The following is a 14,137-nucleotide window of genomic DNA, read 5'->3' as shown; positions in this document are numbered from 1 at the left end:
GGGAGATAAGGGTACAAGTGAGATTCGTTTATTGTTTTTTTTTTTAATGATACGGCGACCACCGAGATCTACACTCTTTCCCTACACGACGCTCTTCCGATCTAAAAAGTCGGCGAGCGAAGGTCAGGCGAGGCAAAAACAGGCGAGGAACGGCCGGGGTCGCGTTCGACTCTACGTGTTGTAAATGAGCATTCCGATTGGACTCGCATCCGAGCCTGTTTTTAACGAAGCATCACCGAGCGCAGCCACTTTTCGTACAGAGCCTAGAGCCCTACATCGGCTCAATGACAAAGGAGGTCATGCCATGCATATCAGGTTGTCGGATTTCAATTCGCGGCTGCAGTCTGCATCCACGCTGGATCAGCAAATGGATTGCGCGCTGCTACTGGCATCGGATCTCGGATTCGATGCTGTGATTTACGACTACAGCCCGGTGCCGGTGTCCCATGATGGAGCACTGATCACCCCGTCGCTGCTGTCATTGCGCAATACACCTGCGGACTGGTACGCGCTTTGGTGCAGTCAGGGCTATTACCAGATCGATCCGGTGCAACACCTGGCCGTCGCCAGCGTCTCGCCTTTTGTATGGTCATACCAGCCCAGGGCCGAGACGGTCCTGAAAACGTTCATCACGGATATGCACAAGCCGGTGGTGCGCTACCTGCATGACTCACACATGACCTGTGGCGTGACGGTGCCGATCCACATGCCCAAAGGCGGTTTCGCCACATTGACCGGTCTGTGTGCGGACGGCAGCGACGTCGCCCTCGAGGACGCGCGCCAGAGCCTGGCCGAGTTTGGCCTGCTTGCTCACGCCTTTCAGGAGGTCGCCTACCCGCTGTTCGACCAGAAGATTCGCTCGTGCAATGCGATCAGGCTGACCCCGCGCGAGCGCGAATGCCTCAGCTGGTCTGCCGAGGGCCTGACGGCCAGAGAGATTGCCGATCAGCTCAACCGTTCTGTCGCCACGGTGACCTTGCACCTGAATTCGGCCATGCAGAAGCTGGGGGCCAAAAACCGTGTACAGGCGGTGGTACGTGCCGTTCACTACCGTTTACTCGACCACTGACCGGTTTATCGGCCAAAACCTATCATTTTCTATAGTTATGAGACGCAAGACGCCGCGCTATGGTGCCCCCAAACTATCCAGCAGGGACCGGCGACATGGCAGATATGACGATCAAGGAAGGTTTCGCGCCCTTTGGCGAACATCAGACGTGGTATCGCATCACAGGTGACCTGCACGGTCCCGGCACACCACTGGTCATTCTGCACGGCGGCCCCGGTTGTACGCATGACTACGTCGATTCGTTCAAGGACATCGCCAGCACCGGCCGGGCCGTTATCCACTACGATCAGTTGGGTAACGGAAAGTCGACTCGACTGCCAAAAATAGGTGATGACTTCTGGACGGTCGATCTGTTCTTGAGCGAACTCGACAACCTGCTTGAGCACCTGAGCATTGAAAACAACTACGCATTGCTGGGCCAGTCGTGGGGCGGCATGCTGGCGGCAGAGCACGCCGTGCGTGAACCTTCGCCCGAAAACTCATCCAAAGGGCTTAAGGCACTGATCATCGCCAACTCCCCCGCAGACATGCTCACCTGGGTAAACGAGGCCAACCGGCTGCGCAAGGATCTGCCAGCCGACGTGCAGGCTACGTTGCTCAAGCACGAACAGGCGGGAACCTTGAAAGACCCGGAATACCTGAAAGCCTCGCGGGTATTTTATGACCGCCATGTCTGCCGCATCACCCCATGGCCGGAGGAGGTAAAACGTACCTTCGACGCGATTGACGCCGACCCGACCGTCTACCTCGCCATGAATGGCCCTACCGAGTTTCACGTTATCGGCACGATGAAGGAGTGGACCATCGTCAATCGCCTGAAACGCATCAGCGTTCCGACCTTGCTGATTTCCGGGAAGTATGACGAAGCCACACCGCTCGTCGTGAAGCCCTATGTGGACAATGTCCCCAACATCAGTTGGTCTGTTTTCGAAGAGTCCAGTCACATGCCCCATGTAGAAGAACGAATGGCCTGCATGGGATGCATTGCAGGTTTTCTGGACACGTTGGTCGAACCGGTTAAAGAGTCCGCAGCTTGACGTTCAGGACTGATGGATCCATGCCTTTGGAGTTGTATTATTAGAGCGAATACTTTAATAAAATTCACCCGACTAACGGTTAACTTTGTTCACAGTGTTACTGGAACTTTTTCATAACATACGGTTGCCTGACAGCGAATAGTTGCATAAAGCCATTATGAAATAACTTTCATGGCTGTTTTGTTAAAGCTCTCTCGTTTTCAGCAGAAAAACAGTTATTGGAAGGAAAGTACTTGCCTTCCGCCTGTTTTGCCGCTGGAGGCAACCATGAACCTCAGATCGTTAAGTATTTCACGCAGGGCCTCCCTGTGTTTTGGCGTCATTACCTTGCTGTTGATCGGTCTGGGTGCCTTCTCCTATGTACAGATCGGCCACTTGCGCGTCGCCGAGCAGAACATAGAAGAAAACTCACTGCCCAGCATCCAGGTCGTCGACGACATTCAGATCGCCCTGCTTCACGCGCGCCTGGAAAGCATCAGGATGCTCGCCAGCAACGATCCGAGCGTACACGCCACCGCAGAGGCCAAGGTCCGGGAAGCGATCGAGGCGCTGCGTACCAACAGCGACTTCTATCAAAAACACCTGCTGTCGGGGGAAGCCGACCGGGCGCAATTCGAAGAAGCCAATAACAAGATGGGTGTTTACATTGACGGCTTGAAACAGGTTGTCGCGCTGGACAGTTCTGATCACGAAAGAGCAGTCTCCCTTGCCAACGGCGAGCAAGCCCAAAAGGCAACCATCTATCAGGAAAAACTCACTGCGCTACGCGGGCACAATGCTGAAGAAGCGGTCGTCTCCGGGAAAGATGCCACTGCAGTCTACGACCACAGCGTCAACGTGTTGATGACTGTGCTGATCGCAGCGTTCCTGCTTACCGTGGTACTCGCGATTGCCCTGACACGCAGCATTGTCGACCCGATCAGCATCTCGCTGAAACTGGCGGAAGACATTGCCGCCGGCGATCTGACCCGGCAATTAAGCGTTAGCGGCAGTGATGAAGCATCACGCTTGATGACTGCGCTCAACACCATGTCGGGGAATCTGCGCACCACCATTCATGAAATTTCCGGCGCGTCCGCGCAACTGAGCACCGCCGCCGTCGAAATGACGTCGATCACCGAAAGCGCCGACCGCACACTGCAACAGCAGAACAGCGAAATCGAGCAGGCAGCTACCGCGGTAAACGAAATGAGTGCTGCCGTAGAAGAGGTCGCTCGTAATGCTACGTCGACCTCGCAGGCTGCCCAACAATCGAGCCTTTCCGCCGATCTGGGTAACCAGCGCGTTGCCGAAACCCTGACCGCCATGCAGAACCTGACAGGCCTGGTCGAGGGCTCTTCCGCGCAGGTTACTGCGCTTGCCGGTCAGGCTCAGAACATCAGCAAAGTATTGGGCGTGATTCGCGGCATTGCCGAACAGACCAACCTGCTGGCACTCAACGCCGCCATCGAAGCTGCACGTGCTGGCGAACAGGGTCGCGGCTTCGCTGTGGTAGCCGATGAAGTACGGGCTCTGGCGCACCGCACACAGACGTCCACGCAAGAAGTCGAACAGATGATTTCCGCGATTCAGGCCGGTTCTTCCGCCACCGTCGAGTCCATGCAGAAGAGCACTCAGGAAGTTCACAGCACTCGCAAGACCGCAGAAGATGCCGGGGAGTCGCTGCGCCAGATCACTGACTCGGTACTCGAGATCAATAACCGTAACCTGCAGATCGCGGCGGCCTCCGAGCAGCAGGCGCATGTCGCGCGTGATGTCGACAGAAGCCTGGTCAGCATTCGTGACCTGGCCGTGCAGAGCAGTGAAGGCACCCGGCAGACCCTGATCGCCAGTACCGAACTGTCGCAGTTGGCGGTTAACCTGAATGATCTGGTGCTGCGCTTCAAGACGTAATCCTGGCATCCACGCTGACCAGGCATGACAGAAGGGCAGCAGATTCGTCTGCTGCCCTTTTTTATAGAGCCAGCCGCGCTCGACAAAAAACCGATAACGGTCCCGCTCCTACAGCCCCCTCCTTTCAAAACCTGCAAGCCGCCCCGCTCTGCTGACAGCCTGTCAGACGCATTGCTTCCACTAGTTGAAATAGGATCCATGAAGACCTGTTGACGAGCTCAGACTAATTGAAAAAGCCCGTAACGTTGACAGGGGCATTAAACTCATTCGATAGTTGGCGGCGAACAACAAAATATTTCATGTAAGCCACGATCAGGTATGACACGATCACTTCCTGCACGGGATCGGCAGCGCCCGGCGTACTGCCAAGGCCGCATCAGTGCTTTTATGACCAGGATGAGACATTTTGAACAACAACCTGACTTCCGCAGAGCTGGCAGTCATCAGTGAAATCGAGGCCACTTCCAGTCTGCTACGGCTGGTAACCCGGCTGACCGGGCTGAGATTTGCGGCAATCGCCAAAGTCACCGAGGCCAGCTGGACTGCATGCGCTGTTTACGACGAAATCCAGTTCGGGCTGGAAGCCGGTCATCAGCTCAAGCTGGAGACCACGTTCTGCAATGAATTGCGTCAGCATCGCCAGCCTATCGTGATCAACGAAGTCGCGACCGACCCCGTCTACGCAGAACATCCCATTAGTAAAATGTATGGTTTCCAGAGCTATTTCTCGTTGCCGATCATTTTTCCCAACGGCGATTTCTTCGGCACCCTGTGCGGCCTGGATACCAAGCCTGCGCCACTCGATGATGCCAATACCCTCGATACCCTGAAAGTATTCTGCACGCTGATCGCCAGCACGCTGTACGCGCACTATCAACTTCAGGAAATGCAGGAAGTTACCGCTTAAGGCATGGAATGCCTCAGACGCACAGTTGCCGCTCCATGATAAACGTGCGCTCTTCTCCCTCCAGATGTTCCCGCACCACGCTGAAGCCCAGCGCCAGATAGAACTCCCGCGCAGTCAAGGATGACGGTACAACCATCCGCGCCGCGTTGCCATCTGACGCCACGAATACCGCCTCTTCTGCATAAAGCCTTTGCTCACTCAGCACGTAAAAAAGGTAGCCGAAGAGCCTGCATGATGACGCTCGATTCACTTATTTTCGGCCAGTCGACGAATGGTAGTGCTCGCAAGCTACCGTAAACAAACGGCCAACCCCTCGCCGTGTGCGGCTTGAACAACGATAGCGTTCAAAAAATCCGATCTGCGGCCGATTAATCGGTATCTCGCCGCTGTGGTCGGAATCTTTTCGTCTGTTAAAGTGAGTTTCGTGATGTCATATAGTCATCATCGAGTACCCATTGAGAATCGTCATGAACGCCAGTGCCCCCATTCCCCTGAATGAAACGCAACGTCTGTTGCGCATACGGGAGCTGTGCGTGCTTGAAGATACGTCCGATGACGTATTCGATGAAATCGTCGCGATGACCGCTGCATTTTTCGAGACGCCGATTGCCCTGATCTCGATCGTCGATGAGCATCGTCAGTGGTTCCGCGCCAGGGTGGGCCTGAATGCCCGTGAAACACCGCGTAACGTGTCCTTCTGCGCCTACACCATCCTGTCCGACACGCTGTTCGAGATTCCCGACGCGACGCTCGACCAACGCTTCGTGAACAACAGCCTGGTGACCGGCCACCCTGACATTCGTTACTACGCAGGCGCGCCACTGATCACCGATGACGGCATTGCCCTGGGCAGCCTGTGCGTGATCGACACCAAGCCGCGCGAGCCGATGAGCGAATACCAGACGCAGATGCTCAAGCGCTTTGCCTCACTGGTCATGAAGCGCATTGTCGGCCTGAGACTCAGTTGCTTCATTGATCAGCCCACCGGCCTGTACAACCGCTCGCGCCTGCAGGAAGACATCAGTCAGGCAGTGGCATCCAGTGTCGATTATCAGTTGGTCGTGGTGGACATGATTACCTCCGCGTTCCTCAACGACATCGTCAAGGCCCTGGGTTACAGCTTTTCGCAGGATCTGGTGACGGCGATCAAGAGCCGCCTGGAGAGCCTGCTGCCGCCAACCTGTTCCCTGTACAAGGTCAGCCCTACGCGCTTCGGCTTTCTGTTGGCAGGGGAACGTACCCCCGAACACCTGTTCCGCACCATCCTCAAAGACTTCGAGACGCCCGTTGAGTGTCGGGGCATTCCCGTTCAGATGCAGGTCGGGCTCGGGGTCGTGACCCTGAACCGTAATCCGGTCGAAGAACAGGACTGGATGCGCATGGTGATCAGCGCCGCCGACGATGCCCGCGACCGCGATCTCGGCTGGGCGATGTATGAACCGCACTTCGACGCCGCCCAGCAGCGTGCTTTCAAACTGCTGAGTTCGTTGACCGGTGCGGTGCACGCTCACGATCAACTGCGTCTGGTCTACCAGCCGCGTATCGACCTCGACTCCGGCCTGTGTACGTCGGTAGAGGCCTTGCTGCGCTGGAATCACCCGACACTCGGGGCCATCGGGCCTGCCGAGTTCGTGCCGCTGGCCGAGAAGACCGCGCTGATGCGCCCGCTGAGCCTTTGGGTGCTGACCCGTGCCATCGAACAGGCCGCTCGCTGGCAGCAACAGGGCTTCGATTTCCGTATTGCGATCAACGTGACGCCCGAAGACCTCACCGGCCCTGCGTTCACTGACCGGATGATCCGCCTGCTGGGCAAGCACAAGATCGACCCTACCCGCTTCGAGCTGGAGTTCACTGAAGGCGCGTTGATGCACAACCCGGCAGAAGTACGCCACCAGCTGGAGCGCATGCGTCAGATGGGCATGGATGTGGCAATCGATGACTTCGGCACGGGCTACAGCAACTGGAATTACCTGCGGCAGTTGCCTGCGACGACAGTCAAGCTCGACCAGTCGCTGATCCGCAATCTGGCGTCCGACAAAACCGATCAGCGTCTGGTCAAGGCATTGATCGGTCTGGCCAAGAAACTCGGTTACTGCGTCGTGGCCGAGGGCATCGAAACCGATGAGATTCGTCGCCTGGTCAAACAATGGGGCTGCGATGAAGGCCAGGGCTACCTGATCGCCAAACCCATGGAAGCCGAGGCTCTTCTGAACTGGATCGGCCCGAACCAACGCCTGCAGAGTGCTGCCGAAGCCGCGGAAGCGGCAATCGTGCGCGACAAACGGTTATAACGTTAGAACACATCTTCATAACCGTTTACACCACAAGCCGTTATGCTGCCCGCCACTTTTTGCCTATGCGTTTGCTTGAAAAAGGTTGGATATGGAAGCGGGTGGTCTGGGTTTCGTCGTTGCAGGTCTGGTAGTCGGTTTCATCGTTGGCATGACCGGGGTCGGCGGCGGCTCGCTGATGACGCCGATACTGTTGTGGTTCGGCATCAATCCGGCCACGGCGGTCGGCACTGACTTGCTGTACGCGGCGATTACCAAATCCGGCGGGGTTCTGGTCCATCGCAAGCACGACAACATCGACTGGAAAGTCACCGGCCTGCTGACTCTGGGCAGCGTCCCGGCGGTGCTCATGACGCTGTGGTTTCTGAGCACCCTGCATACTGCCCCCGAAGCGCTCAATGCGATTATCAAGCAGGCACTCGGGTTCGTGCTGCTGCTCACTGCACTCGCCGTTCTGTTCAAGAAAAAACTGCTGGCCTTCGCTCACCGGCGAGGGGACGGCTACTCGTTTTTCAGCGGCACCAGCCTGACGGTACTGACCGTCATCACCGGCCTGATCCTCGGCACCATGGTCGCTCTCACCTCCATCGGTGCGGGCGCGCTGGGCACGGTGGCATTGTTCATCCTCTATCCACTGCTGCCGACCCGGCGTCTGGTGGGTACGGAGATCGCCCACGCGGTGCCTCTCACGCTGGTCGCAGGCCTGGGTCATGCAAGCATGGGCAACATGAACTGGGAATTGCTGGGCTGGCTGCTAATGGGCTCACTGCCCGGTATCTACCTGGGCAGCCACATGGCCGGCCGCGTCTCCGATGACCTGCTACGGCCCTTCCTGGCCATCATGCTGGGCACCATCGGCTTCAAGCTGGCGTTCTGATCGGCGCTTATCCATCAGCCTGTCACATTTCTGAGTCAGGCTTGCCCACGAACACAGCCTCGATAGCCGCAGAGCACGTTTGCTTGCAGGCTGTGCGCACTCATCGGGAATTGTAATTTTTTGTAGCGAGACACCGATTTTCGGCGCAGGATTTCGTGCGTCAGCTTTAGCGCCGATGACCCGGCACAGACTTACCCTCACTGAAAGGAGATGCCAACAATGCTCATCCGAATTGAAGAAGGTGTATATGGCGACGCTTGGGTTGTAATACTGGACGACTACCCGGTCAAATGCCGGAGCTGGCAGGAAGCCAGAGAATTTGCCGACCGCATGAAATCCAGAATCGACGCGCCTCATTCGCTGCCGCATATGGCACGCCGCGCAGCCGCTGAAATAAGCGTTCAGGCGGCCGCTCGCTAGACCGACGCCCTCCCCGCGAATTAATCCATACAGCGTTGCCAGGCAATGGGCGACGCTGTTTCACCCCGTCATGACGCCGCTTGAATTATCCAACCACTTCTCGTTTCCATGACATCCGTTTCACATCCCCTTCACGTCCGGCTGCGTAAATTGGCCCTACTCCTTTGATGAATCCCATTTGGCCCACCCCGTTGTGGGCCATTTTTTTGCCTGCAGAAAAGTGCCGGTGCTCCCGCGCTGATGCGGCAGGATTACTCGCCTTGCGCTGTGGGAGACGATGACACAGCCAGCACCTGGCTGCTCAATACGCCAGCATTCAGCTCTGCCAGCCGATCACTGCCGGTGCCATTGGCAACGTGATTGCTCCAGCTCGCCACCGAAACTGCCATCCAGCCCAGCACAAACAACGCAGCTGCCTGTAACGCCCACTTGGTCAAGATCGACATACGCTTTCTCCTTGTTCAGGTCTGGATGGCAAGCATGTAAACACCTCACCATTGCAGAAGAATTGCAGAGATTTTTATTTTTGCCAGCCGATATTTCACCTTCATGAGCAAAGGTGTCGAAAAACAGAAGGGAGCGGTCTACAAGGGAAAATACCCACGCCCGCAGGCGGGGTATTTTTGAAAAGCGGGGTCAGTACTTGGTGCTTTGCTGCTCAGGTCTGGCCGGTGTGTCCACATGACTCGGACCCGCAATCAGCAGAGCCAGCACGCCAACGATCGGCACGGCAACAACGACAATGATCCACATCAGCTTGTTGCTGGATTGTGTCTTGCTCTTGCGAATACGCAGTACTGCCCAGATGTCCGAAATCACGATCAGGGCGGTCAGCGCTGCGAACAACCACAAATGATTTTCCGATATCCAACCCATTTGAAATCTCCTGCACCATCAACGAAGGCAACCAGATCGGCTGCCCTACTGTAGAAGAGGTCAAAAAGAGCCTTAAAGTTCAGAGAATATTTCGGATTGTGAACGGGTGCTCAGCGCAGAGGCAAGAACGGACGCAGAGCGTTCAGAACGACATGCCCAGGCAGCGCATGGGCAAGGTAGGCGTATTTACCCGCACATCGTTCCTCACGCGGAGCGTGCGGAACGATCATCGCAACTATCGTGCGGCGCTCTGCGTCGTATGCCTTTCCGGACGCTCTGCGTCCTCTTGCGACGCAGAGCGTCGGGAACTGCATTCCCACGCGGAGCGTGCGGAACGATCATCTCAACTATCGTGCGGCGCTCTGCGTCGTATGCCTTTCTGGACGCTCCGCGTCCTCTTGCGACGCAGAGCGTCGGGAACTGCATTCCACAGCGTGGGCATGCCGTTCGTGACGCTCCAGTCAGGTAATCGGTGCCGGATTGAAGAGCGTGATGTCGTTGTGCAGGCGGTAATGCTCGGTCCAGGTCTTCTTCTTGCCGCTGGCCACGTCCAGGTAGAAGTGGAAAAGCTCCCAGCCCAGGTCCTCGATGCTCGCGCGTCCGGTCGCAATGCGTCCGGCGTCTATATCGATCAGGTCAGGCCAGCGCTGGGCCAGCTCGGTGCGGGTCGAGACCTTCACCACCGGCGCCATCGCCAGACCATAAGGAGTGCCGCGTCCGGTGGTGAACACATGCAGGTTCATGCCGGCAGCCAGTTGCAAGGTGCCGCAGACGAAGTCACTGGCCGGCGTCGCGCAGAAGATCAACCCCTTGCCGCTGACCCGCTCGCCCGGGCCGAGTACGCCGTTGATGGCGCTGCTGCCTGATTTGACGATCGATCCCAGAGACTTCTCGACGATATTCGACAACCCGCCCTTCTTGTTGCCCGGCGTGGTGTTGGCGCTGCGGTCTGCCTCGCCTTTGGCCAGATAGCGATCGTACCAGTCCATCTCCCGCACCAGCGCCTGTGCGACGTCCTGATCCTGTGCGCGGGAAGTCAGCAAATAGATAGCATCCCGCACTTCGGTCACTTCAGAAAACATCACTGTCGCACCAGCGCGAAGCAGCAGATCCGATGCGTAACCCAGCGCCGGGTTGGCGGTAATGCCGGAAAACGCATCACTGCCGCCGCACTGCATGCCCAGAATCAACTCCGACGCCGGAACCGTTTCGCGACGCCGCAGATCCAGCTTTTTCAAACGCGTCTCGGCCAGCTCCATGATCTGCTCGATCATTTCATTGAAACCGTGGCTGGAGTCCTGCAGGCGATACAGCCAGGGCTCACTGAGATCCACCGAGCTGTCGCCCTCGTGCATGACCTGCCCGGCCTGCAGCTTCTCGCAGCCCAGGCTGATCACCAGCGCCTCGCCACCCAGATTCGGGTTGCGTGCCAGATTGCGCACCGTGCGGATCGGGATGTAGGCATCGGTGGCCGTAATGGCCACGCCGCAGCCATAGCTGTGGGTCAGCGCCACGACGTCATCGACGTTCGGGTACTTGGGCAACAGTTCGTCACGGATGCGCTTGACCGCATGGTCGAGCACACCGGTCACGCACTGCACGGTGGTGGTGATGCCCAGAATGTTGCGAGTGCCCACGGTGCCGTCGGCGTTGCGATAGCCTTCGAAGGTGTAACCCTCGAGCGGCGCCTGCTTTTCCGGCACGGCATCGGACATCGGCAGGCTGTCGAGCGCAGGCGCGGAAGGCATGCGCAACTGGTCTTCCCTGACCCAACTGCCGCGCGGTATCGGTTGCAGTGCGTAGCCAATGGTGTGGCCGTAACGAATCACGGCCTCGCCCACGGCCAGGTCAACGGTACTGACCTTGTGGCTCTGCGGTACGTTATCGACAGTGACCAGGCCGTTGTCGAATTCGGTTCCGGCCGGTACACCCTGGTCGTTGACCACAACCACGACGTTATCCAGCGGATGCAGCCGGATATAACGTGGCGAATCGGCATGTTGAATCAGGTTCATCACGGTTTCCTCAGGATTTTGCTTCGGAAAGGTCGCTGACCGAGTCGTTCAGCAATGGCCCCTTGGCAGGCGGCTCTTTCAATTCCACACGCTTGATTTCACCCACGATGAAAATGTAACTGATCACCGCCAGCAGCGCGTTGGCGCCCACGAACACCAGCGCCCATTTGAACGAGCCGGTGCTGCTGATGATGTAGCCAATCACGATCGGAGTGGTGATCGATGCAATGTTACCGAAGGTGTTGAACAGGCCGCCGCTCAAACCGGCGATCTGCTTGGGCGATACGTCGGACATCACAGCCCAGCCCAGCGCACCCACGCCCTTGCCGAAGAATGCCAGGGCCATGAAGCCCACGACCACCCATTCGATATCGACATAGTTGCACGTCACGATCGAGGTCGACAGCAGCAGGCCACCGATGATCGGCGCCTTGCGTGCGAAGGTCAGCGAATGGCCCTTGCGCAGCAGGTAGTCGGAAATGATCCCGCCCAACACGCCGCCGATGAAACCGCAGATCGCTGGCAGAGACGCGATGATGCCGGCCTTGAGGATGGTCATGCCGCGCTCCTGAACCAGGTACACCGGGAACCAGGTCAGGAAGAAGTAGGTGATGCCGTTGATGCAGTATTGGCTGAGGTAGATACCCAGCATCATGCGGTTGGTCAGCAACTGGCGGATGTAATCCCACTTGGGACCGCTGCTGGCTGTTTTTTGCGTGCCTTTACCCTTGTCCTGATCCAGATCGACCAGCGCGCCATTGCTGGAGATGTGCTCCAGTTCGGCCTCGTTGATCATCGGGTGATTGCGCGGGCCGTAGATGACCTTCATCCAGATCATGGAGAACACGATGCCGAACGCGCCCATCACCACGAACACGTGCTGCCAGCCGTAGGTGTAGACAATCCAGCCCATCAGCGGAGCGAACAGTACGGTGGCGAAGTACTGCGCCGAGTTGAAGATCGCCGAAGCAGTACCGCGTTCGGCAGTCGGGAACCAGGCGGCGACAATGCGCGCGTTGCCCGGGAAGGACGGCGCTTCGGCCAGCCCGACCAGAAAGCGCAGCATGAACAGCGCAACGATTGCCGTGGAGACGCCGAACTCGCCCACATAGCCTTGCAGCAGGGTGAACAGCGACCAGGTGAAAATGCTCATGGCGTAGACTTTCTTCGACCCGAAACGGTCGAGCAGCCAGCCACCGGGAATCTGACCGGCCACGTAGGCCCAGCCGAATGCGGAGAAAATATAGCCCAGCGTGACGGCACTGATGCCCAGGTCTTTCTGAATGCTGGAACCAGCGATAGCGATGGTGGCGCGGTCGGCGTAGTTGATCGTGGTGACCAGAAACAGCATCAACAGGATCAAATAGCGGACGTGCGTCGGCTTGGACTTTTGCATGGTAGAGCTCCCACTGATTATTTTTTTACGCGGGTAAAGCTGTTTTTTGGGTGTAGCGTTACAGGCCCCTTGGCAGCGTCACGGCGACGACCTCTGCCACCTGTAAGGGTCATGCAGTGCAACGAAAAAACCGCTGATCGCTCAGCGGCTTTGTCGTGGCAGGTGTTATTGCTTGCCTTGCTTGTCCATCAGTGCAGCGAGCATGTCGCACTCGTCTGGCGTCAGATCGGTCAATGGTGCGCGTACCGGACCTGCGTCATAACCGGCGATCTTCGCGCCGGCCTTGACGATGCTCACGGCATAGCCAGCCTTGCGGTTGCGGATTTCCAGGTAAGGCAGGAAGAAATCGTCGATGTATTTACCGACCGCCTGATGATCGTCGCGGGCGATGGCGTGGTAGAAGTCCATCGCCAGTTTCGGCACGAAGTTGAACACTGCGGACGAGTAGACCGGCACGCCCAGCGCCTTGTAGGCCGCGGCATAGACTTCAGCGGTCGGCAGGCCGCCCAGGTACGAGAAGCGGTCACCGAGACGGCGGCGGATCGAAACCATCAGTTCGATATCACCCAGGCCATCCTTGTAACCGATCAGGTTCGGGCAACGCTCGGCCAGTTGTTCCAGCAGGGTTGGCGTCAGGCGGCAGACGTTACGGTTGTAGACCACCACACCGATCTTCACCGATTTGCACACGGCTTCGACGTGCGCGGCAACGCCGTCCTGGCTGGCTTCGGTCAGGTAGTGCGGCAGCAGCAACAAGCCCTTGGCGCCCAGACGCTCGGCTTCCTGAGCGTACTCGATGGCCTGACGAGTCGCACCGCCTACACCGGCCAGGATTGGCACGCTGGTGGCGCAAGTGTCGACGGCAGTCTTGATGATTTCGGAGTATTCGCTGGCAGCCAGGGAGAAAAACTCACCTGTGCCGCCCGCGGCGAACAGAGCGCTTGCGCCATAAGGGGCCAGCCACTCGAGACGTTTGATGTAGCCGGCGCGGTGGAAGTCGCCCTGGGCATTGAAATCGGTAACCGGGAAAGACAGCAGACCGGATGAGAGGATGGACTTCAGTTCTTGTGGATTCATTATTCGAACACCCTGGAGGACATAATTGTTAGAGGATCACCGGGTCAGTGCCGATGTCGTAAGTCATCGTACAACTGATAATAAAATCACTCAACAGGGATTTTCGGGTTTTTTCAGAGGGAGAGGACGAGGTCCGGTTTTGACTCTTGCGCTGCCGCGTAGATGTTTGACGCGGAGCGTCAAGACCGGCATTCCCACGCTGGAGCGTGCGCAACGATAGTCAAAACCGCAGCCACTGCCGCAAAAGTGCTTTTCTACCACGATGGCACAGACGACGCA

General features: G+C 57.6%; 12 protein-coding genes and 2 pseudogenes. 8 read left to right on the top strand and 6 right to left on the bottom strand.

Translation table 11 applies throughout. From position 1 onward, the window contains the following. Positions 1–304 precede the first annotated feature (304 nt). The 5 genes and pseudogenes from P406_RS22210 to P406_RS22195 all read left to right on the top strand — a co-directional run bounded on the left by P406_RS22210 (position 305) and on the right by P406_RS22195 (position 4,906). Positions 305–1,069, top strand: a complete 765-nt coding sequence (locus tag P406_RS22210; protein ID WP_003368638.1) for a LuxR family transcriptional regulator — start codon at positions 305–307, stop codon at positions 1,067–1,069. A 95-nt stretch (positions 1,070–1,164) separates the two neighbouring features. Next, a complete protein-coding gene (locus tag P406_RS22205) occupies positions 1,165–2,106 on the top strand; it encodes a proline iminopeptidase-family hydrolase (protein ID WP_046237383.1) in 942 nt (313 codons plus the stop codon). 171 nt (positions 2,107–2,277) lie between these two features. Beyond that, positions 2,278–3,141, top strand: a pseudogene (locus P406_RS30400) (MCP four helix bundle domain-containing protein); the annotation flags it as partial. Beyond that, positions 3,118–3,999 carry a methyl-accepting chemotaxis protein gene (locus P406_RS30395; protein WP_370737611.1) on the top strand — a complete coding sequence of 294 codons (882 nt, stop codon included), beginning with the start codon at positions 3,118–3,120 and terminating at the stop codon, positions 3,997–3,999. The pseudogene P406_RS30400 and the gene P406_RS30395, both read left to right, overlap by 24 nt. Positions 4,000–4,405: 406 nt before the next feature. Continuing rightward, entirely contained in the window at positions 4,406–4,906 is a 501-nt protein-coding gene (locus tag P406_RS22195; protein WP_003419003.1) for a GAF domain-containing protein, read from the top strand. Positions 4,907–4,919: 13 nt separating this feature from the next. On the opposite strand, the pseudogene P406_RS22190 reads toward P406_RS22195, so the two are convergent. Further along, a pseudogene (locus tag P406_RS22190) lies at positions 4,920–5,042 on the bottom strand (GNAT family N-acetyltransferase); the annotation flags it as partial. A 331-nt stretch (positions 5,043–5,373) separates the two neighbouring features. On the opposite strand from P406_RS22190, the gene P406_RS22185 reads away from it, so the two are divergent. The 3 genes from P406_RS22185 (at position 5,374) to P406_RS22175 (ending at position 8,494) form a co-directional block, all read left to right on the top strand. Continuing rightward, entirely contained in the window at positions 5,374–7,197 is a 1,824-nt protein-coding gene (locus P406_RS22185) for a sensor domain-containing phosphodiesterase (protein ID WP_046237381.1), read from the top strand. Between the two features lie 91 nt (positions 7,198–7,288). Then, the gene (locus P406_RS22180) at positions 7,289–8,074 is read left to right on the top strand and encodes a sulfite exporter TauE/SafE family protein (protein ID WP_003419013.1); all 786 of its coding nucleotides are present in this window, start codon (positions 7,289–7,291) and stop codon (positions 8,072–8,074) included. Positions 8,075–8,293: 219 nt separating this feature from the next. After that, entirely contained in the window at positions 8,294–8,494 is a 201-nt protein-coding gene (locus P406_RS22175; RefSeq protein ID WP_003313743.1) for a hypothetical protein, read from the top strand. A gap of 251 nt (positions 8,495–8,745) precedes the next feature. Here the strand turns inward: P406_RS22175 and P406_RS22170 are convergent, their stop codons facing one another. From P406_RS22170 to kdgD, 5 genes are all read right to left on the bottom strand, one after another. Continuing rightward, positions 8,746–8,940, bottom strand: a complete 195-nt coding sequence (locus P406_RS22170) for a hypothetical protein (RefSeq protein ID WP_046237380.1) — start codon at positions 8,938–8,940, stop codon at positions 8,746–8,748. A gap of 190 nt (positions 8,941–9,130) precedes the next feature. After that, positions 9,131–9,370 carry a PLDc N-terminal domain-containing protein gene (locus P406_RS22165; protein ID WP_003368647.1) on the bottom strand — a complete coding sequence of 80 codons (240 nt, stop codon included), beginning with the start codon at positions 9,368–9,370 and terminating at the stop codon, positions 9,131–9,133. A 461-nt stretch (positions 9,371–9,831) separates the two neighbouring features. Next, positions 9,832–11,385 (bottom strand): galactarate dehydratase, encoded by a 1,554-nt coding sequence (gene garD / locus P406_RS22160; RefSeq protein WP_003368648.1) that lies wholly within the window; start codon positions 11,383–11,385, stop codon positions 9,832–9,834. A gap of 10 nt (positions 11,386–11,395) precedes the next feature. Continuing rightward, positions 11,396–12,781: an MFS transporter gene (locus P406_RS22155; protein ID WP_003395109.1), complete on the bottom strand. Its 1,386-nt coding sequence runs from the start codon at positions 12,779–12,781 to the stop codon at positions 11,396–11,398. Positions 12,782–12,946: 165 nt separating this feature from the next. Continuing rightward, positions 12,947–13,858, bottom strand: coding sequence for a 5-dehydro-4-deoxyglucarate dehydratase (kdgD, locus tag P406_RS22150; RefSeq protein ID WP_003313748.1), 912 nt, complete (start codon positions 13,856–13,858; stop codon positions 12,947–12,949). Between the last annotated feature and the right edge of the window lie 279 nt (positions 13,859–14,137).

The organism is Pseudomonas syringae pv. coryli str. NCPPB 4273 (assembly GCF_000972175.1).
Lineage (GTDB): Bacteria > Pseudomonadota > Gammaproteobacteria > Pseudomonadales > Pseudomonadaceae > Aquipseudomonas > Aquipseudomonas syringae.
Note: the sequence above shows the minus strand (reverse complement) of the source record. Positions and strands in the feature narration are given on the sequence as shown.